The sequence below is a fragment of the Ktedonobacter sp. SOSP1-85 genome (genome assembly GCF_016587415.1).
Lineage (GTDB): Bacteria > Chloroflexota > Ktedonobacteria > Ktedonobacterales > Ktedonobacteraceae > Ktedonobacter.
Genome location: NZ_BNJI01000003.1, coordinates 736,164 through 757,052, shown reverse-complemented (window position 1 = coordinate 757,052; position 20,889 = coordinate 736,164). Strand labels below are relative to the sequence as shown.

The 20,889-nt window shown below is 54.9% G+C and carries 19 protein-coding genes; 8 read left to right on the top strand and 11 right to left on the bottom strand.

Features of this window, described 5'->3' with window-relative positions; genetic code table 11:
• Nucleotides 1-36: 36 nt before the first annotated feature.
• The 4 genes from KTE_RS41445 (at nt 37) to KTE_RS41430 (ending at nt 3,293) form a co-directional block, all read left to right on the top strand.
• Nucleotides 37-441 (top strand): RidA family protein, encoded by a 405-nt coding sequence (locus KTE_RS41445; protein WP_201392495.1) that lies wholly within the window; start codon nt 37-39, stop codon nt 439-441.
• 48 nt (nt 442-489) lie between these two features.
• A complete protein-coding gene (locus KTE_RS41440) occupies nt 490-1,641 on the top strand; it encodes an acyl-CoA dehydrogenase family protein (RefSeq protein ID WP_201392492.1) in 1,152 nt (383 codons plus the stop codon).
• Nucleotides 1,642-1,702: 61 nt separating this feature from the next.
• Nucleotides 1,703-3,049 (top strand): phenylacetate--CoA ligase family protein, encoded by a 1,347-nt coding sequence (locus tag KTE_RS41435; RefSeq protein ID WP_201392490.1) that lies wholly within the window; start codon nt 1,703-1,705, stop codon nt 3,047-3,049.
• 25 nt (nt 3,050-3,074) lie between these two features.
• The gene (locus KTE_RS41430; RefSeq protein ID WP_201392488.1) at nt 3,075-3,293 is read left to right on the top strand and encodes a hypothetical protein; all 219 of its coding nucleotides are present in this window, start codon (nt 3,075-3,077) and stop codon (nt 3,291-3,293) included.
• Between the two features lie 406 nt (nt 3,294-3,699).
• Here the strand turns inward: KTE_RS41430 and KTE_RS41425 are convergent, their stop codons facing one another.
• Both KTE_RS41425 and uvrA read right to left on the bottom strand, forming a co-directional pair.
• Entirely contained in the window at nt 3,700-4,314 is a 615-nt protein-coding gene (locus tag KTE_RS41425; protein WP_201392435.1) for a superoxide dismutase, read from the bottom strand.
• Between the two features lie 283 nt (nt 4,315-4,597).
• Nucleotides 4,598-7,645, bottom strand: coding sequence for an excinuclease ABC subunit UvrA (uvrA, locus tag KTE_RS41420; protein ID WP_201392433.1), 3,048 nt, complete (start codon nt 7,643-7,645; stop codon nt 4,598-4,600).
• Nucleotides 7,646-8,037: 392 nt separating this feature from the next.
• On the opposite strand from uvrA, the gene KTE_RS41415 reads away from it, so the two are divergent.
• A complete protein-coding gene (locus KTE_RS41415; protein WP_201392431.1) occupies nt 8,038-8,994 on the top strand; it encodes a YafY family protein in 957 nt (318 codons plus the stop codon).
• A 73-nt stretch (nt 8,995-9,067) separates the two neighbouring features.
• On the opposite strand, the gene KTE_RS41410 is transcribed toward KTE_RS41415, so the two are convergent.
• The 7 genes from KTE_RS41410 to KTE_RS41380 all read right to left on the bottom strand — a co-directional run bounded on the left by KTE_RS41410 (nt 9,068) and on the right by KTE_RS41380 (nt 16,615).
• Entirely contained in the window at nt 9,068-10,819 is a 1,752-nt protein-coding gene (locus KTE_RS41410) for a DHA2 family efflux MFS transporter permease subunit (protein WP_201392429.1), read from the bottom strand.
• Nucleotides 10,820-10,894: 75 nt separating this feature from the next.
• Nucleotides 10,895-11,494, bottom strand: a complete 600-nt coding sequence (locus KTE_RS41405; protein WP_201392427.1) for a PadR family transcriptional regulator — start codon at nt 11,492-11,494, stop codon at nt 10,895-10,897.
• Between the two features lie 179 nt (nt 11,495-11,673).
• Nucleotides 11,674-12,819 carry a pentapeptide repeat-containing protein gene (locus KTE_RS41400; RefSeq protein ID WP_201392425.1) on the bottom strand — a complete coding sequence of 382 codons (1,146 nt, stop codon included), beginning with the start codon at nt 12,817-12,819 and terminating at the stop codon, nt 11,674-11,676.
• Between the two features lie 53 nt (nt 12,820-12,872).
• Nucleotides 12,873-13,355, bottom strand: a complete 483-nt coding sequence (locus KTE_RS41395; protein WP_201392423.1) for a heme-degrading domain-containing protein — start codon at nt 13,353-13,355, stop codon at nt 12,873-12,875.
• Nucleotides 13,356-13,532: 177 nt separating this feature from the next.
• A complete protein-coding gene (locus KTE_RS41390; protein ID WP_201392421.1) occupies nt 13,533-14,624 on the bottom strand; it encodes a Gfo/Idh/MocA family oxidoreductase in 1,092 nt (363 codons plus the stop codon).
• Nucleotides 14,625-14,774: 150 nt separating this feature from the next.
• A complete protein-coding gene (locus KTE_RS41385) occupies nt 14,775-15,539 on the bottom strand; it encodes a DUF4388 domain-containing protein (protein ID WP_201392419.1) in 765 nt (254 codons plus the stop codon).
• Nucleotides 15,540-15,943: 404 nt separating this feature from the next.
• Entirely contained in the window at nt 15,944-16,615 is a 672-nt protein-coding gene (locus KTE_RS41380) for a TMEM175 family protein (RefSeq protein ID WP_201392417.1), read from the bottom strand.
• A 342-nt stretch (nt 16,616-16,957) separates the two neighbouring features.
• Here KTE_RS41380 and KTE_RS41375 point away from each other — a divergent pair, with 342 nt between their 5' ends.
• A complete protein-coding gene (locus tag KTE_RS41375; protein WP_201375075.1) occupies nt 16,958-17,278 on the top strand; it encodes a zinc-ribbon domain containing protein in 321 nt (106 codons plus the stop codon).
• A 315-nt stretch (nt 17,279-17,593) separates the two neighbouring features.
• On the opposite strand, the gene KTE_RS41370 is transcribed toward KTE_RS41375, so the two are convergent.
• Nucleotides 17,594-18,160 (bottom strand): DinB family protein, encoded by a 567-nt coding sequence (locus KTE_RS41370; protein WP_201392415.1) that lies wholly within the window; start codon nt 18,158-18,160, stop codon nt 17,594-17,596.
• Nucleotides 18,161-18,791: 631 nt separating this feature from the next.
• On the opposite strand from KTE_RS41370, the gene KTE_RS41365 reads away from it, so the two are divergent.
• Nucleotides 18,792-19,283: an HIT family protein gene (locus tag KTE_RS41365; protein ID WP_201392413.1), complete on the top strand. Its 492-nt coding sequence runs from the start codon at nt 18,792-18,794 to the stop codon at nt 19,281-19,283.
• Nucleotides 19,284-19,471: 188 nt separating this feature from the next.
• On the opposite strand, the gene KTE_RS41360 is transcribed toward KTE_RS41365, so the two are convergent.
• Nucleotides 19,472-19,651: a hypothetical protein gene (locus KTE_RS41360; protein ID WP_201392411.1), complete on the bottom strand. Its 180-nt coding sequence runs from the start codon at nt 19,649-19,651 to the stop codon at nt 19,472-19,474.
• Nucleotides 19,652-20,298: 647 nt separating this feature from the next.
• On the opposite strand from KTE_RS41360, the gene KTE_RS41355 reads away from it, so the two are divergent.
• The gene (locus KTE_RS41355; protein ID WP_201392409.1) at nt 20,299-20,859 is read left to right on the top strand and encodes a DinB family protein; all 561 of its coding nucleotides are present in this window, start codon (nt 20,299-20,301) and stop codon (nt 20,857-20,859) included.
• Nucleotides 20,860-20,889 lie beyond the last annotated feature (30 nt).

Genomic DNA, 20,889 nt, shown 5'->3' with positions numbered 1-20,889 from the left:
TAACCAACGTTGTGAATTAGAGTCAGAGAGGCCTCTATGCTCAAAGAGCTTGTGAATCCGCCTGAGCTGGCGCAGCCAAGCGGGTTTAGTCATGGCGTCATCTCCTCGGGTGGGAAGCTCCTCTTTCTGGCCGGGCAAACGGCCAGCGATCCAGAGGGTCAGATCGTCGCTCCAGGCGATATTGTGGCCCAGTATGAGCAGGTCTTGCGCAACCTCAAGACAGTGGTGGAGTCAGCGGGTGGAAGTATGCAGCAGATTGTAAAGATGACTATTTTCGTGCGCGACCGCGATCTCTACCGTCTGCACCTCAAGGCCCTGGGCCGGGTCCATCGCTCCTTCTTTGGCCGCTACTATCCCGCGACCGCCCTGCTAGAAATCTCGCGCTTCTTTCAAGACGAAGCCCTGATCGAGATTGAAGGTATCGCTGTCCTTGAAGCATAGCATCATCAGTAGCCGCGTACGCAAGTAACGTCCAAAGGAGCACCGATCATGGATTTTGCATTAAATCAGGAGCAGCAGCGGGTACAAGAGGCGGCACGTCGCTTCGCCCAGGAAGAGGTGGCACCCCTGGCACGGGCCGCCGATGAGACGGGCGAGTTTCCTATGCACCTTGTAAAACGCATGGGGGAACTGGGTTTTCTGGCGGGACCGGTGGGGCGGGAGTATGGCGGCGCGGGCCTGGATTTTGTGAGCTACGCCCTTCTCTGTGAAGAACTGGGGCGTGTGGACGCCTCAGTGCGCGGCTTTCTGACGGTCCATGCCGGATTGGTCGCGCTCTGTATTCAGAACTGGGGCAGCGAAGAGCAGAAGCGGCACATCCTGCCACGCCTCGCCAGTGGTGAGTCGATTGGCTGCTATGCCCTGACCGAGGTCAACGCCGGGTCAGATGCCGCGAGCATGGAGACCACGGCACATGAGGCGGGGGATAGCTATATCCTTGATGGTGAGAAGATCTGGATCACTAATGGTCTGAGCGCCACCACCACGATTGTCTTTGCCACGCTGGATCGCGGACTGCGCCACAAGGGCATCTGCGCCTTTCTATTGGAGGGTAATCCCCCAGGTTGCCAGCGTGATCCCATGCCAAACAAAGAGCTAGGTCACCGTGCCTCTGAACACGCTCGCATCACCTTTAAGGAGTGCCGCATCCCCAGGTTGGCGCTGCTGGGTGAACCCGGTCAAGGCTTCGCCATCGCTATGTCGGCCCTGGAGTGTGGACGCATAGGGGTGGCTTCGGGCGCGGTCGGTATTGCTCAGGCCTGCCTTGATGCCTGCGTCGATTATACCAGGCAGCGTCGCCAGTTTGGGCAACGATTGGCCGACTTCCAGATGCTTCAGGGGACACTGGCCGACATGGCGGCGGATGTCGACGCGGCCCGCCTGCTAACCTACCGCGCGGCCTGGACCAAGGACTGTGGTCTGCCCGCGACGCGCGCGACCTCCATCGCCAAGCTCTTCGCCACCGAGGCCGCAATGCGCGCCGCCTCTGAGGCCGTGCTCCTGCATGGCAATCGTGGCTACTCCAATGAATACCCCGTTGAACGGCACTACCGCGATATCAAGGGTCTACAAATCTATGAGGGAACCAGCCATATTCAGCGCGTGATTATCGCCCGCGACCTGGTTGGACGCGAACGTTAGCCGTCATCCGGGAGGGTGCTCCTGGTATTTCGCTCTCTCGGGCAAAAGGAGGGACATCTACATGGCCTACGCGGACTACTGGAATCCCAAGAACGAGACTCGCCCACGCGAGGAGCTGCAGGCGCTCCAGCTTGTAAAGCTGCGCCGCCTCTGTGAGTGGGCCTACACCAAGGCTCCCTTTCACAAACGTCGCTTCGAGGCCGCGAACTTTCATCCCGAACAGCTTAAGACGCTCGATGACGTCCGACGCATCCCCATGATGACGCGCGAGGAGTGGATGGCCTCGCAGGTTGAACGGCCCCTCTTCGGCGATATGCTGGCGAGCGAGCAGCGCAATGCCATTCGCTATCACCTGACCTCTGGCACCTCGGGCCGTGTGCCACTACGCGTGCTAGATAGTATGAAGGACTGGGACTGGATCGGCGAGATGTGGTGTTATGGCCTGTGGGGCTTCGGTGTGCGCCCAGAGGATACGGTGTATTTCGCCTTTGGTTATGGCTCTTTTATCGGCTTCTGGGGCGCACACTATGCTTGTGAGAAGATCGGCGCGCTAGTCATTCCGGGAGGCGCGCAGACGACAGAGGCGCGTATCAAGCAGATCGTTGAGATGGGGGCTACCACCGTCTGTTCCACGCCGACCTATGCCCTGCACATGTGGCAGAAGGCCAGCGAGATGGGCATCGATCTCGCCCACGAGAGCAAGGTCGACAAACTGATCCTCTCCGGCGAACCCGCAGGCTCAATTCCAGCGGTTAAGCAGCAGTTGGAGACAGCCTGGGGCGCGAAATGCGGCGATACGGCGGGTATGACTGAGGTGGGAACCATCATGATCTTTGAGTGCGCGCACCAGCCTGGCGGGACGCATATCATTGAGGATCATTTCATCGAAGAGGTGCTTGATCCCCATACGGGCGAGCCTGTAGGCTATGGTGAACTGGGCGAGCGTGTCGTCACCTCCTTTGGGCGCGGCTTCATTCCCGCCATTCGCTACCGTACCAAAGACATGGTGATGAAGGTGCCTGCCAGCCTCTGTGGCTGTGGGCGTACCTATGACATCTACGAGGGCGGCATTCGCGGGCGTTGGGATGATATGAAGCTTATTCGCGGCACCAACGTCTATCCCCGCGCCGTAGAATCGATTGTACGTGAATACGACGCCATCGACGAGTTCCAGATCTATATCTGGCGCAAGGACGAGATCCAGGACGAGATCACCATCAGGCTGGAGATCAAGCCTGGGCGCGAGGGCGAGTGGGAGAGCTTGCAGCCGAGCCTGGCGCGTGATCTCTCCAATGCCCACGAGGGGCTACGCTTCAACCTGGAGCGCATGGAGTACGGCCAGCTCCCCCACTTTGAACTCAAGGCCCGGCGTCTTATCGATAGTCGTCCCGTCGCACAGTACAGCTAACTGTTAGCAGCAGAGGAGAAGAAGTATGACCACATCCACAGCATCTGAAGACCTGCTGGGGCAGCCCCTCAGCCCGGCGGAGCAAGAACTTCTCGGCGCCTACGAAACCCTCAAGCAGCTCGCCAGCCGGGACGACCTCCCCCCCTGCGCCAACAGCAATATCCGTAAAGCCCTCGCCGCCCTCTGGCAAGCCACCAACGACCTCAACCTGCAATATGAGCAGCTCTACGACTTGGGGGTGTAACAAACATTTCTAAGAAATGATGTCAAAGGATGACAGACACTGTCAAACGTCCTCTTGACATATATGGGTCTTCTGTTGTATAGTACGCGTTGATATAGAAACTTCTCCCAACATCGAGAGAAGTGTTCCATCACTCTCTCTTCTGCTCATGTCATCTCGCAAGCCACTTCTCTTGAAGTGAAGCCTGTTGTAGCGAGCTGAGCCTGAGAAGAAGTAGCTCCGACCGTTTGCAAGTGCGGCGAGGAGTAGGGGGCACCGCAGTTTGCCCTGGACGGCTGGCCGTCCGAACGGATGGCAAATAGGCATATTTGCCATCACTTTAAGATACTGTAATCGAATCCAGTGAAGCAAAAAAAGAGGTTGGGCTTTTGCCCAACCTCTTTTTTTGCTTCACTGGATCTTAAATCTAGCGATTGGTTGCCTGCTCGAAGCGGCGACCAACGATATCCCAGTTGACCACGTTCCACCACGCGCTCAGATACTCGGGGCGGCGGTTCTGGTACTTCAGGTAATAGGCATGCTCCCACACGTCGTTGCCGAGCAGGGGAACGTTGCCGTCCAGAAGGGGGCTATCCTGGTTGGGGGTGCTGGTAACTTCGAGCTGACCATTCTTGTTCAGCACGAGCCAGGCCCAGCCAGAGCCGAAGCGTTTGGCACCGGCATCATTAAAAGCCGCCTTGAAGGCATCAAATGAACCAAAGGTGCTGGTGATGGCCTGTGCCAGGGCACCAGTAGGCTCCTTGCTGCCACCAGGGGTCATGGTTTCCCAGAAGAGGGTGTGGTTCGCGTGACCGCCACCGTTGTTACGGACGGCGGTGCGCTTGGCCTCGGGAACCTCGTTGAGGCGGGCGAGAACCTGCTCAACGGCCAGGCTGGCGAACTCGTGCCCTTCGAGGGCCGCGTTCAGGTTGCTGACGTAGGTGGCATGATGCTTATCATGGTGAATCTGCATCGTCTGGGTATCGATGTATGGCTCCAGAGCCTGGTAATCGTAAGGGAGAGGTGGAAGCTGAAATGCCATAACATTACTCCTTTGTTCTCTATCCATGTGTCTTTTTAAACGGAAACACAGCTTATCAACACTTCTTCGCGAAGCGAAAGTGCATGTCGAGTCAGGGTAGGTGTGAGGTCGAGGGGCCAGCGCTAGCGACCCCCTCGACCTCACACCTACCCTAAACGTCCACCTTCTTCACGAAGAACGCGATCAACTGGTGACATTATATCGCGTTTTGCATATACATTGCCATGGCTGAAAGAACAGGAGAGCCTGTTCTTTTGGCCATTGTATTTATGCCCCGTGATTATTACAGGAAGTGTCCAGTGTGGCTTGCTGTTACCTGGGCGACCTGTTCGGGGGTGCCTTCGGCGATGATGTAGCCGCCGTTGTGACCACCTTCGGGACCCATGTCGATGAGCCAGTCGGCATTCCTGATGATACCGATGTTGTGCTCAATGACGATGATGGTGTTACCGAGCTCGACCAGGCGATGCAGTACATCGAGCAGGCGCTGTACATCGGCGAAGTGCAGGCCAGTGGTGGGCTCGTCCAGGATATAGAGTGTGCGCCCAGTGGAGACGCGGCTGAGCTCTTTGGCGAGTTTGATGCGCTGGGCCTCGCCGCCACTGAAGGTCGTGGCGCTCTGGCCCAGTTTGATGTAGTCCAGGCCCACATCGTGCAGCGTCTGGAGTACACGCGCGATCTTGGGAACATTGGCGAAGAAGGCCAGTGCCTCCCGAACGTCCAGGTTAAGGACCTCGTGAATGTTCTTGCCCTGGTAACTCACCGCCAGCGTCTCGCTGTTGAAGCGTTTTCCATTGCACTCTTGGCAGGGCACCCAGACATCGGCCAGGAAGTGCATCTCCACCACATGCTGTCCATGACCCTTGCAGCTCTCGCAACGCCCACCCTCGACATTGAAGCTGAAGCGGTCGGCCTTGTAGCCGCGTTCTCGCGCCAACTCGGTCCTGGCGAAGAGGGCGCGAATATCGTCGAAGATGCCAACATAGGTGGCGGGATTAGAGCGCGGCGTGCGCCCGATAGGCTCCTGCGTAATGTTGATGACCTTGTTCAGGCGCTCGATGCCCTCCAGTGTGTCAAACGGCCCCGCAGGCTCCTGTGTATTGTGTAGCGCCTGCATCAGCGCAGGATAGATCGTGCCATTGACCAGGCTACTCTTGCCACTGCCGCTCACACCTGTCACACAGGTCAGCAGGCCAAGCGGAAAACGTCCATCCACGTGCTTCAGGTTATGCAAAGTGGTGTTCTTGATCATAAGCCAGCCCTGTGCGGGAGCGCGCCTGTTCTTTCCACGAGGCGAGGTGATACGTAGCCGGTTGCTCAGGTAGTGCCCGGTGAGCGAGGTCTCGTGAGCGGCGACGCGTTCAGGAATATCGGCTACCACGACCTCGCCGCCCAGGATACCGGCGCCGGGACCCATGTCGATCAGCCAGTCCGCGCTACGCATGGTCTCCTCGTCGTGTTCGACAACCAGGACGGTGTTGCCCATGTCGCGTAGCTGGAGCAGGGTGTTGAGCAGGGTGTGCTGGTCGCGGGCGTGGAGTCCGATGGATGGCTCATCCAGAACATAGAGGACGCCGACCAGGCCACAGCTCAATTGGCTCGCCAGGCGAATACGTTGTCCCTCGCCGCCGGAGAGCGTGGGCGCGGATCGGTTGAGGGTCAGGTAGTGCAGGCCTACGTTGAGCATAAACTGAATACGCTGGCGCGTCTCCTTAAGGATCTCGCTCGCGATCAGTAGCGGCTCTTCGTCGAGGGTCTCATAGAGTTCGTTGAGCCAGGAGAGCAGTTGGTCGATGGTCATCTCGCCGATCTCGCTGATGTTGCGCCCGGCGAGGGTGACGTTTCGCACTTCGGGTGAGAGGCGTGTTCCCTGGCAGGCTGGGCAGGCCTGCTGGCTCATATAGCTGGTATACCAGTTCTTCATGTTTTCCGAGCTGGTCTGATGGAAGCGGCGATTGAGTTCCTCAATGATGCCGGGATAACTCTCAACGCGGTTATGGGTCCAGCTTCCATTGTTATTAGCCTGCGAGAAGGAGAGATTGAACTCGATCTCCTCATCGCCCGATCCATAGATGAGCACATCGCGAAAGTGCTGAGGCAGCTCTCGCCAGGGAAGCTCTAGATCGATCTGATAGTGCTCCGCTAGCGACATCAAGGCGGAGGTCGTATAGTTAACACCCTTCTTGCGCACGTTGCCGAACCAGCGCAGCGCACCATCCAGCAACGAGAGATTGGGGTCTTCAATCAGCAAGGTGGGATCAACCTCCAGGCTTGTCCCCAGGCCATTGCAGGCCTGGCACATGCCAAAGGGCGAGTTAGGGCTAAAGTGCGAGGAGAGCAGTTCGGGGAAGGATGTGCCGCAGTGACCACAGCGCCGCTGCTCGCTCAAGATCGCCTCATTGCCATGATAGAGGTCAACGACCAGCGAACCTCCACCCAGTTGCATCGCGCGCTTGACGGTTGCCAGCAAACGCTCATGCCAGGCATTATCCCGGGAAGCGGGAACGCTCTCGCGTATGATCAGCAGCTCGATGGTATGTGACTCATGCTCCCCAAGACGGATATCGACGAGCGCGACCTCGGGTGCGCCATCGACGCGGGCGTGTGTATAGCCATCACGTATGGCTTGCTGAATGAGGATGTTGTGGCTGTCCTGGCCTAGAGGAGCGAGCAGGCGAAAGGGTGTCCCAGCTGGGAGCGCGGCGATGCGGCGCGCGATCTCATTGGGCAGGTGTGACCTCTGTATGACCGTGCCGCACTTCGTACAGTGTGCGATGCCGATGCGTGAGTAGAGTAGGCGCAGGTAGTTAATGACCTCGGTAATGGTTCCAACGTTTGAGCGTGGATTCTTGCTCACGGTCTTCTGTTCGATAGCCACGGCTGGACTGAGACCATAGATGAAGTCGACTTTCGGCTTCTCGACCTTATCCAGGTAGTGGCGTACAAAGGGCGAAAGGCTCTCCACATAGCGGCGCTGCCCCTCGGCGTAAATAGTATCGAAGGCCAGCGAAGACTTACCGCTCCCGCTTACACCTGTCAGCACGACGAACTTGTTGCGCGGAATTGCCACATCAATGTTCTTGAGATTGTGCTGTTGCGCACCCCGTACGAAGATCTGCTCCGGTTCAACATGTACCTCCAGGCTCTCCTCCACATAAGCCTGGCGTTTCTGACTGGCCTCTCCCTTGAGATCGGGATTCAAACCCATAAGCATCTCGATATGGGGGTGGAGCTGTACTCCTCCAGCCTGTTCTTTATATTGTCTTGAATCTTTGTCTCTGGGCATACCTTCCAACTTCATATCAGTATCTAATTGTTGAACGTCGTGCATATGTCGGGCTACCTCCTTAGTGTCCTGGCGGAGACAACGCGTCCCCAGGGTCTATATTGTCAGGTGTATAGCTAAGCGTAAGATGATAGCGTAGGATTAGGGGAAGCGCATGGTTGTGAGAACCACAGCAACAGTGAGAAGTATATAAGGGGTAACCTGACATCTTCTGTCAGGAAGGGGGCAATGTGGCCAGAGATACATATGAAGTGAAGGGACGGTTGCTTGCTCCCCATGCTCATGCAAGAGAAAAAAGTAGTGATTCTGAAGGGTGCGTCTTATATCTATAGGGGCGCCAGAATGTTTATGATCTCAAATAAGACATAGGCTGGCATATTTCTCTGGTACAATAGAGAGCAAGAATATGAATGTATGGGAAGGAGGGATGAGAAGCTATGCGTGCTGATCGCTTGCTTTCTATTTTGTTGCTCTTGCAGGTGCACAGCCGTTTGACCTCGCGGGAGCTGGCGCGGCGCCTGGAGGTTTCGGAGCGGACGATTCATCGCGATATGGAGGCGCTGGGTGTGGCGGGTATTCCCGTGGTGGCGGAGCGCGGCAATGGAGGTGGCTGGGGGCTGCTGGAGGAGTATCGCACTAATCTGACGGGCTTGAACGAGGCCGAGATCCAGGCACTCTTCTTTATTAAGCCTGACCGTCTGTTAAATGATCTGGGGTTGCGGAAGGCCTCGGAGGCGGCTTTGATCAAGCTGCTGGCGGCCGTACCCTCCGCGCAGAGGCGTGATGCGGAGTATGCGCGCCAGCGCATTTATGTGGATACCGCCGGGTGGAATACGAGCGAGGGCGAGAGCCTGCCGCATCTCGCGGTCGTGCAGGCTGCAGTCTGGCAGGAGCGGCGGCTGCGTATTGGTTATCTGCGCAATGAAGAGGTAGTTGAGCGTGTGCTTGATCCGCTGGGGCTGGTCGCCAAGGGGAATATCTGGTACCTCATCGCCGCCGTTGATGAGCAGTTGCGTAGCTATCGTGTCTCACGTATCGCCCGTGCCGAGCTGCTGGAGGAGCCATGCCAGCGCCCCATTGATTTCGACCTGGCGAGCTACTGGCGACAATCAATGCGCTCCTTTAAAGCTAATCTGCCGCGCTATACTGTGCGTGTGCGTGTGCCAGAGGAGTTAGTCCACGGGCTGTATCATGCCAGCCGGGCCATGAAGATTGAGCAGACGGGCGAGGCCGATGAGCAGGGATGCCTGGAATTGCTGCTGCATTTTGAGATGCGCGAGGATGCCTGTGGTTATGTGCTCAGCTTCGGTCCACGCGTGGAGATCCTGGAGCCACTGGAGCTGCGCGAACAGATCTATGAGCTGGCAAGAAGCTACGTGGAACAACACAAGTAGCCGCGTACGCCAGTAGCGGGCCCGCTACTGGCGTACGCGGCTACTCGACCATGGCCTCTACAAAGCTTTAGGGTTAGTGGGCGGCCATGACGACGGGTGGCTCGCCGTCGGTGACCTCGGAGGGTTTACGGCGCTCGATGGCGGTCAGGAGCGAGACGATGGTTCCGATGGCGGCAAAGATGGCGGAGATGAGCCAGGTCAGGCGGAAGGTATCGATCGCGCCTGCCTTGAACTCGCGGGCAATGCTGTCGTTGAGCGACTTCAGTTCAGGCTTGAGGGCCTGGCCTGCGGGACCGGGAATCTGGTCGGCCAGCTTTGTCAGGTCGAATGAGTTTTGATTAGCCGGCGAGGAGGCCGCAGCCTCGCCAGAGGCGGTACTGCTGGCGGTGCTCTTCTTCAGACCTGTGACGATACCGTCGCGCAACTGTGGAGGGAGCTTGTTATCCTGGTTCACAATCTGAATGGAGTTCTGTTGCGCCTGGTTAATGTTGGATGTGATCTGATTAGTGAAGACGGCGATCAGGATGGCGATACCCAGCGCGAAGCCGATCTGGCGGAAGGTATTGAAGATACCACTGCCCACACCTAGCTTGGCGCGTGGAAGATCTGAGAGAGCGAAGGCGGGGAAATTCTGAAAGCAGAGGCCCATGCCTATGCCCAGGATCGCCAGGCGCCAGGCCATATCAGGGTAGGAGGTATCCACACTGGTGAAGAAGGTAAGCGTAAAGCCGATTGCCAGTACCGCCAGGCCTATTGTACCCATGATACGGGGATTGAGGAAGCGACTGAAGGCGCCTGAGAGCGCCGAGACGACAAAGGCGGTCAGAGGAATGGGCAGGATGGCATAGGCCGCATTGAGCTGATCATAGCCCTGGGCGTTGATGTAGTAGAGCACGGTCATCAGGAATGCGCCCTGGATGGCGATACCGAAGAGGAACATCGAAATGTTCGAGGCGGTAAAGCTGCGAATCTTGAAGAGGCTGAAGTCGACAATCGGGTCCTTCTGCCTTGCCTCAATGAAGACGAAGAGGGCCAGGCAGACGATCATTGCGGCGAAGAGGCCCAGAATCGTGGGCGAGTTCCAACCCCAGGTGTTGCCCTGCATAATCGCCAGGACCAGGCAGAACATGGAGATGCTCAGGGTCAGCAGACCGGGGAGATCGATGCCCTTGCTCGCACTTGGCTGGCGCGTCTCAGGTACGAAGAGCGCGACCATGATCAGGCCGATAATACAGAACGGAAGATTGACATAGAAGATGGCGCGCCAATCAAAGTTCTGTACCAGGAAGCCGCCTAGGACCGGGCCGATGGCTGAGGCGATACCCGACGAGGCACCCCATACACCAATAGCTGCACCACGCTTCTGGGGCGGGAAGATGGAGATAATAATTGCCAGGCTAATTGGATTGAGGGCCGCCGCGCCGATGGCCTGGAAGGCGCGTGCCGCGATAAGCACCTCGATCGAGGGCGCAATCGCGCAGAGTAGCGAACCCAGACTGAAGACCACCATACCGATCATAAAGGTCAATTTACGCCCAAACTGATCGGCGAAGCGACCAATACTGACCAGCAGCACGGCAAACACCAGGCTATAGGCGTTCAGCACCCAGGTCGCCGTCGTCAGGTCGGTATTGAGCTTGGTCACAATGTCCGAGAGCGCGATATTGACGATGGTTACGTCCAGAAGGGACATAAAAAAGCCAAACATGAGCGCTGTCAAGGCGAGCCAGGGATTGGCTACCTTGCCATTGCGCAGCGTGAATGTTGATTGTTCCCACCGCCCAGGTGTCGCATTTGGGCTTGAGGAATTCTCTGCCGCTGACATAAATGTTACTCCTTAACAAAATTGGTCAAAGTCTTTTTTTGGGTATTATGGCATGTATCTATAGCGATTACCGGGTTATGAGCGCGTTGTCTGCTCTGGTAGGTTGGTTGCATCGTGCGTGCGGGCCAGTTCTCGTTCGCGCAGGTGTTGTGCCCAGGTATACTCAAGTTGCCAGTGCGCAATGAGATGATCAACGCCTTCGAAGATATCGTCACGCAAGGGCTGGCTCCAGCCATAGCTCGCATCACCAGAGCTATGCTGGTGCAGATCTTCACGCTCATTCTGCAGATGCAAGATGTGCGCCTGGCAGTAATTGAGATAGTGATCGATCAGGTAGAGGCGTTCTGAGGGAGCCAGGAACGAGAGAAATGGCATCTTTTGCTGAAAAACCTTCTGGTACTCGCCAGGATTAGAGGTTGTGTCCAGCATTAAGAGGCGAAAGCGCTCCCGTCCTTTATCCGTGATTCGGTAGGAGCGATAAGGGCGGTTACTATGCTCATTTTCTGGCTCTTCTGCTACAAGCAAGCCATTTTCTTCCAGCCTGGCCAGAAGAGGATAGAGGCGCCCATTGCTGAACTTGGCATAGGGACCAATCATGTCGTTAATAATTTTGGCGATCAGGTAGCCATGCGCGGGCTGATAGAGCAGATGGGCCAGAATGAGCAATTCGTACATATCACAGCCCTTTCCCCAATTTTCAGGATTTTGTTTAGAGATCTGTCTATGTAACCCATCATAAAGATAGGTCTCTGTGACCTATTGTACCCACTAAAGAGGAAAAAGTCAATGAAAGAATATAGGTAGTGGCAGCCCTGGCTCATTGCGTGAGCCAGGGCTGCCACTACCTATATTCTTTATAGCTCCAGAAGTGTGTTGCGTAGGATGGCCGGAGGGAGATCCTGGGGGAAATCAGAGAGCCAGGGTAGGAGGCGAGCCAGGTCATCTTCATCGAGTGTGGCTGGTCCGAAGTGAGTCATATGCATTAGCGCGCCCTCAAGATGTGCCTCGCAGAGGTTGGCGCCAGCAAAATACGTCCCCTGAAGGTTGGCTAGCTCTAGATGAGCCCCGCGCAGGTCGGCGGCCTCACAATGTACTCCTTGGAGGTTTGCGCCTTCGAGATGGGTGCGTTTGAGGTCTGCCCCCTCCAGGTGTGCCACATAGCGCCCGCTCAGAGAGACGCATTCCAGGTGCGCGCCGCTGAGATTGGCGCCAACCAGGCTAACTCCACCCATATCGCTGGCTGTCAGAGTAGTGCGATGGAGGTCGGAGCAGTGCATATAGGCCCCGCCAAAGTTGGTCTCGATGGCCTGAACATGGCTCAGGTCTGCATGCTCCATATGCACATAACTCAGGTCCGCTCCATCGAGGATGGCGTGGCTGATATCGGCCTGGCGCAGGTGAGCGCCTACCAGGTAGGCCTGCGTCAGGTCGGCGTCAGCCAGGCTGGCCCCATTCATATGGGCGCCAATCAGATTAGCCTGGCGAAGCTGGCTTTGCTGCAGCTGGGCCTGCTCTAAGATGGCGCCACCTAGCTCAATGGCGTTGAGCAAGGCCTGCTTGAGATTAGCGCCTTGCAGATAGGCCCCATTGCAGGCGGCGTGCTCAAGCAGGGCTTCAGAGAGATTTGCCTCCTCCAGGTGAACGCGAGCCATCTCGCGCTGTTTGTCATTAGCTGGGAGCCAGTCGGACCAGGCGAGACCGAGCAGGACGCCAGAGAGAGGTAGGTTGTGCAGATCGGCATTGCGGAGGTCTGCTCCGCGCAGGTCGAGTCTGCTGTGCTCAGCCTGATGATATGCCAGGAGCCATTCGATGTCGGCACGTTGCAGTGTGATATTGGCGAAGGGGTAGCTGCCCTGTGCAATGTCGGGTTCGATAGCGAGGCGTGCCAGGAGATAAGACTGGCGCGCCGGATCTATTTCAGGCGCGTAGCGCCAGGATTGGCCTGCTGCTTGCCAGTGGCGAGTCCAATCCTGGAGATCAGTGGTAGTTACATTATTCATTACAAAATCACAATTCTAGTGGGACAATCTACGCTGTTGATAACCCATTCAGATCAGGCGCGCGTCGAGAGGAAACTGCGGATGGTGCTGGTCACCAGCTCGTGATCCTCGGCCTGGGGCAGCCCGGAGACGGTGATGGTGCCGACAATGCCCACATGTTTGATGATCAAAGGGAAGGAGCCGCCATGCGCGGCATACTCACGCTCAGAGATCAGATACTTCTCCTCGATGCTCTTGCTTTGACTGCGCAGATAGGTCCCGATATAGAAAGAGCTATGACCGAAGCGCGTTACGACGCGATTCTTGCGCAGAATCCATTCATTGTTATCGTTGGCCGTTCCCTCCATCGAGAGATGAAAGAGTTGCTGACCGTTGCGCACGATATCGATGGCGACGGGCTTCCCTTTGTGCTTTGCCGCCTCGTAGAGGGCCAGGCCAAGTTTAAGCGCGGTCTCATTCGTGAAGCTGGTAAACTGGAGTTCCTCTTCCTGCTGGCGTAGCTCGCGCAGCAGGGCTTCATAGTTTTGTTCTGTCATTATTTCTTTTCCTTGCTAGTAACTCTTCAGGACTCCTCGCCACTTCGTGGCTCGCAGGGGTAAGGGTGTGTGGTGGAAGTCCGGCTAAGCCGGACTTCCACCACACACCCTTACCCCTGCGAAGCGTCGCAGACGCTGATAATACCACATACAAGGAGGGTCTGAAAGTTATCCTTATTATAAGGTGATGATGCGGCCCTGGTGGGCACTTTTCTGGGCGGCTTCGATGACGCGTAGCACTTCTACGACCTCGCGTGGGTTGACTGGGGGCTGTGTGCCTTCGCGTAAGGCATCGCGCAAGCGGGCGTAGAAGAGAGGATAGCTACCAGGCTCGCTTTCGACCTGGCCATCGAGGCTTACACCGTTGATCTCGCTAACGATATGGCCCCAGCGCTCGCGAGGTTCCTGGCCCCATACAGGCGTATTGGTGGGTGTTTTGCCAGCTTTCAAATCGTCTTCCTGTGGATCAAGGCCCCATTTCTCAAAGGTTCCCAGCAGGCCGCGCACCAGAAAGCGCGGGCCAGAGAGGCGCGCGACCTGGCTGACCCAGAGATGGGCGATGACGCCAGTGGAGAAGCGGAGCGCGACGAAACTATCATCGTCGGCCTGGGCATGTTCGCGGCGTTTGAACATCTCGGCATAGACACTCTCAGGCTTGCCGAAGAGGAAGAGCGCCTGGTCTATGAGGTGACTTCCCAGGTCGAAGAGCTGGCCACCCGCATCCGCCGGATCAGCTGATTCTTTCCAGTTGCCAACTTTGGGTTGCAGGCGATAGCGCTCGAAGCGCGATTCAAAGCGTGTCACAGGCCCCAGGGTATTGGCTTTGAGCAGTTTGCGGATAGTGAGAAAGTCATTATCCCAGCGCCGGTTCTGGAAGACGGTAAGCAGCTTGCCTGTCTCTTTACTGGTCGCGATCAACTGTTCGGCGTCGGCGACCGTGGCAGCCATGGGTTTATCGATGACCACATTCAGCCCGGCGCGCAGGGCCTCCAGCCCCAGAGGAACATGGGCGCGATTGGCTGTGGCGATAACGACCAGGTCATACTCGCTGGCATCGCTCCATAAATCCTGGACGTGGGAGTAGATCTGGGCCTGGGGATACTTTTCCCTGGCCTGCTGCTGGCGATCAGGATTACTGGTGACTATGGCTGTGAGGCGCATACCAGGCGTACTGGCGATCAGGGGCGCGTGAAAGACAGAGCCAGCCAGGCCGAAACCAACGACGGCGACGCGTACAGGCTCGGCTGACTGAGAGGAAGACGAAGGCATATCTATACTCCTTGTTATTGCTTGCTAGTCAGGCTCTCTCTCATTATCCGCATTCGGCAAGCGACTTGCAAGAGTAATACCTATGGGATAGTGGCGGGACAATGCCGCAGACATTGCCCCGTCACTATCCCATATTTCTGCTTCCTCTTCTTAATAGGTGATTTTAAATCTAACGAGGCCCATCTGTTCTAGCTCTATCAACAACTGGCGCACGCTGAGGATGGAGCTACCGGTCAGGCGCGCTAAATCGACGATGGTGCGTTGACCGTCGAGCAAAAAGTAGAGGTGGCGTTGAGAGCGGGTCAGGGGATAGTGACCAATGAGCGAGATAGCGTCTGGACCTTGCAGGAGGCGGTAGGGAACAAGCGTTGTTTCCTGTTGGGCAGACGCCTGCTGAGCCCCCCATGAATTATAGGCTGGCGATTTTGGGGTGTTGGTCGGCGGAGAGTTAAGCACAGACTCATTCTGGAAAGGGAGCAGCGTATTGGGCGCGAATGGCCCTTTATTTGTGCGTGTAGGAGGGATGTTTGGTGTATAGGATCCCGGTGTGAGGGTATTTGATCGTGGCCGTATGCTGGCGGGAGGTATGGGAGCTTGGGGAGGTATAACTATAGGATCTGAGGTTGGCTGACTTCTTTGAGGAAAGATGCCCTCCATTTCCATAGGCGAGGTGAGGGCAAATGTATACCTGCACTGGCCCCATGCAAGCAGCCAGTTTAAAGCCTCTTCGCCGGTGCGTGTTCCCACGCTTGCCTCGACTATTCCTCCATGGAGTAAAATGACGCGCCCTTTTTCTTTCACGCCGGCTTTGCTGCGCTGTAAATCAAGGACACCACTGCGCTGCTCGTCAGCGAGATTTTGTAAAAAAGTCTCTAAGTTTGTTGCCCATCCTTGTTGCGGTTCTTGTTCGGGCATGCTGTACCTCACTGTTTCTTACCCGTAATTGACATTCCTCCAATTATCTTGTAAATGAGCACGGCGACTCTGCCCTCTGCCGAATTACGAGACAATGCGGTCTTTGGAGGAAAAAATAGTAGTGTAAATTATGTTTTGCTAATCTTTTATGGGAAAAAAGTAGTTGTAGCAACTAGACAATTATAACCAGCATAGTAAATATAAGGTGAAGGTACAATGTTTGTCAATGTTTTTTCTATTAAAAAAGCACTTGTTGGTTTGAAGTTATCACTCGCCCTGGACGGGAGCGAAACCCACTTCGACGCGTGTGCGGTCGCCCTGGTGAAAGGTTCGCGAATACTCGTCCTAACTGGAGTAGTCAATAAATTGTAGAGTCCAAGCTGGCTTGAACCCTACAACAATCATCAAATGTGATCCAGTCGACCAATCCGTGGGGCAATGGCAGAGTTGAGTTGCAGGAGGATCAGTAGCACAATGCTGATATATGTATTGATGATGCTAAAGAGCATGGTGACGGCGTAGAGTACCTGGTAGAAGACTATGCGTCGCTCGGTGGCGGAGCGTATTTCGGTGGTCACCTCGTCTTTCAGTAATCCTGCACGGCGGGCATAGCGCCAGCTGGCGAACAGGATGCTTCCTAGCAAGAGCAGGTGAAGCCAATATATGCCCAGGGCGACGCGATAGGTGATAAATGCGGCTAAGAGTCCCGTTGAGAAGGGCATGAGCGAGACAATAAATAAGAAGGCCAGGTGGATCCAGGTGAGGTGGCGATTACTCGTCACAAAATAATTAAGCTGTGTTTGCTGGCCAACCCAGAAAATACCCAGGGTGAGAAAACTCATGGCATAAGGGAGAAAGTGTGGCACAAGATCGACTAACGCATGCAATAAGGGCAATTCTCTCCCCAATCCCTCACTCGTCCATAGGGGTGGCGTAGAAAACCTGGAGCTGGTATTATTCAGAGGAGTGTGCAGGTCGAGAACGAGCAGGGTCATCGCAACGGCAAAGATGCCATCGGAGAGTGCGGCAAGCCGTTCCAATTGTTGGCCGGCGATACGATTATAAAATATTTTCATGGATGGTTCCTTCCTGAGCATATAGGTAATCTCTTTCCTAATGATAAGTCGTTTGCCTTTCCTGATACAAGTGTGAAATCGAAGGGAGCGCGTAGCCGTGCGCCGCTTTCTCAGGAGAGCCTTCGCGCCTGCGGTGCTCAAGGGTAAGGGATGTGCAAAAGAGAATCGGAAACTCTTGCCAGAAAGGATGAGAACTCTAGCAGAAACGAAAAGAATGTGTTATACTAAACGAACACTGTATGGTGCTTTGTTGCTCTAAGTAAACTGACTGAGGTGATGGTGCGCAATACAGAAGTTCAACTATTAGATCCGTATAGCGGATAATGAGAAAGAGAGTTTCCTTTGACTGACCAGACACTGTATTGTCGCGACTGTAACCAGGAATTTACCTTCACTGTCGGTGAGCAAGAATTTTATGCGAGTCGTGGACTGACGAATGCCCCAAGTCGTTGCCCCGAGTGCCGTGCTGCCCGCAAGCAGGCAAATGGAGGCTCACGTGGTGGCTACCAGCGCGAGGCACGCCAAATGTACACGGCTACTTGCGCGAGTTGTGGAAATGAAGCGACTGTTCCTTTTCAGCCACGAGATGATCGCCCCGTCTATTGTCGGGATTGTTATCAGCCCCGTGAGACGTCGTATTCCAACAACCGATCAAGCTGGTAATGCCAAAGGCAGAAGCAATCACGCTTCTAGCCACTAGCCGGTTGAATAATATGGCTACATCCTAAAAAGAGGGTGTGCTTCTCTAGTAGAAGCACACCCTCTTTTTAGGATGTAGCCATACGCATCCTCCAGCAGAAAATCTTTGTTCTTTTAGTTTCTCCTTATGATATTGTGCCATTGCTGCTAGCTTCTGCCGTGCCTCGCGACGCGTGTTTGGGAATGCAAAGGTGGCGCGAGGGGCTACCCCTCGCGCCGCCTTCCTCTGCGTCACCTCACCATCGGTCGCGCTCAGACCCAATTGACCATCCGCGCGCCTCAGAGGCCCGCTCCCTCCTGCGCCCGCTCAACCCAGTCAAGCGCCTCGTCCGGGGTGCCGTGCTGTCCGAGAAAGAGGCTCAGTTGGGCCGCATGCTCCTGGACGTGACGCATGGTATATAACTGGAGCTCTAAAAAGCTTATGGACGTTCCTCCAGGCCAGGGGAAAGTGAACGGTTGATACGCTTTCTCGTCTGTTAGCTCAGCAATCGTTGTTTGGCACTTCTTACGCAAATGCACTAGATAGCCGTGGAGCTCATCTTTGGTATAGGGCTGTTCGGGAAAGACACTTGCCGGGTCAAGCGCATTTATGAACGGCGCGGGGGGAGCAAAGCCTTCGTGTGAGCCGGTGAGATACAAATCGAGCCAGAAGAGAGTGTGATAGGTGAGCGACCAGAATGCTGCGTCTTCCGGAGACTGAGAGTGGTCCGAGGGTGCGCTCCAGAGGCGCTCTCTCCACAGCGAGGCAGGGCAGGCCAGCAAGGCATTTTCAAGCATATCGATGGCCGCGCCGAACTGTTGCCACAAAACGGTGCGGAACGTCATCTCTATCGTTTGTTCAGCCATAACGTATCCTCCTTTTTACTTCTTTTTTCATAATATATCACGAAAAGCGGTGAGAATATGTCCTATTATCGAAAGTTCTGCCGAAAACCCTGGGTTGTTTTAGAGTTAGATCTGCGTTTTCAACTCAGGCTTTTCGGCAGAACACGTGGTGCCTGTTGTGCTATCCTGTAAATCCCTACCTAAAACTGGCCGCTTTTGCAATACATACTATGGCCTGACTCTACTGGTAAATAAGGCCAAATCCGCAACAATTTTAAGATGAACCTGAGAAAATCAGCGCGAATTGTAGGAATCGACCGTCTATCAAGAGACAAATCCGCACCAGAAGAGCCGTTACGCACACATCTCTTGTAAATTCATAGTGGAACAGACAGCAATTATTCGCCCTTCCTGGGTGGTACTTTCCCGAAAAGTGCTATTTTCCCTGAAAAGTTGCTCATTTCCCTGAGAATGTGATACGCTCTGCACATTCGTAGGGATGGTAGTGCATCGCAAGGTTCGATGTGTTTATCTCCGAAAAGTGAGTATTTCCCTGAAGGTTCGGTCAGATTGTATCTGTATTAGTATGCTTGTGTGAGCATTCCCTTCCTGATAGAGTAGCTAGAAGAATTCTCATAAGGAGAAGGAACCAATGAGCATTTCAGAACAGCAGGAAGCGTGTTTTGTTTGTCAGAAACACAAAGGCCAACTTGCTCTTCCTGGCGGGATTATTTATGAAGATGAATTGATCTTTGCAAGCCATCATATTCCTGAAGATGGGCCGACTTCGTATCTTGGATGGCTCATTGTTGAACCCAAACGGCATTTTCCAGGGCTTGCAGAACAGACAGAGGAAGAAGCCAAAGCCTCTGGTTTGCTTATCGCTCGACTGAGCCGCGCCTTAAAAGTGTGCACAGAGGCAGAACATATCTATTCCTTTGTCTTAGGACATCACGTTCCTCATCTGCATATTCATCTTCTACCTCGTTATCCTGGCACTCCTCGTGACTACTGGGGAGTGCGGGTCCCCGAGTGGCCTGATGCACCTCAAGGTGATGCTCAACACATTGCACTGCTGTGTGAACGAGTACGTGACTATCTCACCACTGAAGAAGAAGGCCCTTCTTTCAACTTCCCTGATTGATGTTCATGGAGTTTGTTGCGTAAACAAACTCCATCGTATACATTCATTAAAATAAACCGCTACTGGTAATGGGAAGTTCATCATATTTTTGAATTTGTAGAAAGGGTAACCTTATCTTGCGCATCAATGAGATAAAAGCTTTCTTCGATTATACTTACTGGGCGACGGAAAGGCTGCTCGACGCGGCGTCAAGCCTCAGCGTGACCAAGCTGGATAGGGACGTGGCTGGGCGCCTGGTGCAGCAACCAGCTAAACACAACAATACTGGGCAGCAGAAGCATCGCCAGACCCAGCATCCAGTAGAATGACACCGCGCCTCCCGCAAATTGCATCCCTCGCAGGTCGGTGGGGATGAATGTCACTAACATGATGAGTAAAGCCAGATCGCGTTTGCGTCAGATCGTCGGCAACGCACCAGACACCTGGGGAGGCTTCCCCTCTGAGGAGGCTGCTCCAGAATGTGGTAAGCCATGATGTCGTGCATGCAAGGTCATAGGTCTCTCCAGTAAACCTCGGTTGAGCAGGAAGTACGCTCTTCTTTCTCTATTGGCACATACAGTCAAAGAAAAGCTGACCATGGTCGGCTCTTGATGTCCAAGGGGGAACCAGGTGAAACTCGACAAAAAGGCAAGAGCCGGGCCGTACCAATAACTATTCCCACAAGTACATGATACTGACAGGGGAATGATTCTTTCCAAACCGACTCAGAAGTATTCATCCTCCCCAATCATCAAAAGTGCGTTTGAGCCCAAAGTTCGCTGCAATTATACTTATAAAGCTGCTTGAAATGGGGCCTCAGAAGGGAAAACGTTGACAGTAAATTTGTTGTCCAAGGCTAGATATGAATAGGCAAAACTTGACAATATTGACTGTGGCTCTGAGCTCAAAGGCAGGGTTGAGCGGGGGAAAAAGGGTGATATACTTACAAATTGTAAGATCGCAAGAGAGTGCTTATGGAAAGTGCTGACCAATAATGATATAGAACGCGGCATTGTAGGCCGCGGGAGGATTTGTAATGCCACAGTTTGATTTTACTGCGCTCCGCGAGGGCAAGACCACCTACGCGGACATGGTTGCCGAAGTTAGCTATAAGGATCTGCAAAATTATATCGAGCTGGCCTTTGAGACCGTTGAGACCATTCTCAAGGACGCGACGGATGCCGCGGTGAATTTTGTTCCTAATGATCCCAAGGCGACTGAGGACGGTGAACGTGGCTGGACTATCAGTCACATCGTGGCGCATTTGACTGCTGGCTTTGAAGAGAATGCTTCCGTCTCCTCTATTCTTGCGCGCGGCCTGGCTCTTGAGGCACGCCTGCACGCTGAGGCCCCCTGGGAGACCCTGAAGACCGCGGAACAGGTTCGCGCCCGCCTCAATGAGAGCCGTCGCATGAGCCTGGCTTATCTCTCCGCCTGGCCTGACCAGCCCAATCTGACGACGACCATCACGCGTATTCCCGCCTTTGGCCCGATGAATGCCATTGGTGTTGGTATGCTTGGCTTCTTCCACGCACAGATGCACTATGAGCAACTGCGTGAAACGCTGAACCAGGCTGCTGAAAGCGCGAACGCATAAGTTATAGTAGATAGTGTAAAATGCCTGCGC

Bases quoted from the DNA above. Each gene is read 5' to 3' on its own strand.
- KTE_RS41445 (WP_201392495.1), top strand. From the start codon at position 37: ATGCTCAAAGAGCTTGTGAATCCGCCTGAGCTGGCGCAGCCAAGCGGG.
- KTE_RS41440 (WP_201392492.1), top strand. From the start codon at position 490: ATGGATTTTGCATTAAATCAGGAGCAGCAGCGGGTACAAGAGGCGGCA.
- KTE_RS41435 (WP_201392490.1), top strand. From the start codon at position 1,703: ATGGCCTACGCGGACTACTGGAATCCCAAGAACGAGACTCGCCCACGC.
- KTE_RS41430 (WP_201392488.1), top strand. From the start codon at position 3,075: ATGACCACATCCACAGCATCTGAAGACCTGCTGGGGCAGCCCCTCAGC.
- KTE_RS41425 (WP_201392435.1), bottom strand. From the start codon at position 4,314: ATGGCATTTCAGCTTCCACCTCTCCCTTACGATTACCAGGCTCTGGAG.
- uvrA (WP_201392433.1), bottom strand. From the start codon at position 7,645: ATGCACGACGTTCAACAATTAGATACTGATATGAAGTTGGAAGGTATG.
- KTE_RS41415 (WP_201392431.1), top strand. From the start codon at position 8,038: ATGCGTGCTGATCGCTTGCTTTCTATTTTGTTGCTCTTGCAGGTGCAC.
- KTE_RS41410 (WP_201392429.1), bottom strand. From the start codon at position 10,819: ATGTCAGCGGCAGAGAATTCCTCAAGCCCAAATGCGACACCTGGGCGG.
- KTE_RS41405 (WP_201392427.1), bottom strand. From the start codon at position 11,494: ATGTACGAATTGCTCATTCTGGCCCATCTGCTCTATCAGCCCGCGCAT.
- KTE_RS41400 (WP_201392425.1), bottom strand. From the start codon at position 12,819: ATGAATAATGTAACTACCACTGATCTCCAGGATTGGACTCGCCACTGG.
- KTE_RS41395 (WP_201392423.1), bottom strand. From the start codon at position 13,355: ATGACAGAACAAAACTATGAAGCCCTGCTGCGCGAGCTACGCCAGCAG.
- KTE_RS41390 (WP_201392421.1), bottom strand. From the start codon at position 14,624: ATGCCTTCGTCTTCCTCTCAGTCAGCCGAGCCTGTACGCGTCGCCGTC.
- KTE_RS41385 (WP_201392419.1), bottom strand. From the start codon at position 15,539: ATGCCCGAACAAGAACCGCAACAAGGATGGGCAACAAACTTAGAGACT.
- KTE_RS41380 (WP_201392417.1), bottom strand. From the start codon at position 16,615: ATGAAAATATTTTATAATCGTATCGCCGGCCAACAATTGGAACGGCTT.
- KTE_RS41370 (WP_201392415.1), bottom strand. From the start codon at position 18,160: ATGGCTGAACAAACGATAGAGATGACGTTCCGCACCGTTTTGTGGCAA.
- KTE_RS41365 (WP_201392413.1), top strand. From the start codon at position 18,792: ATGAGCATTTCAGAACAGCAGGAAGCGTGTTTTGTTTGTCAGAAACAC.
- KTE_RS41360 (WP_201392411.1), bottom strand. From the start codon at position 19,651: ATGTTAGTGACATTCATCCCCACCGACCTGCGAGGGATGCAATTTGCG.
- KTE_RS41355 (WP_201392409.1), top strand. From the start codon at position 20,299: ATGCCACAGTTTGATTTTACTGCGCTCCGCGAGGGCAAGACCACCTAC.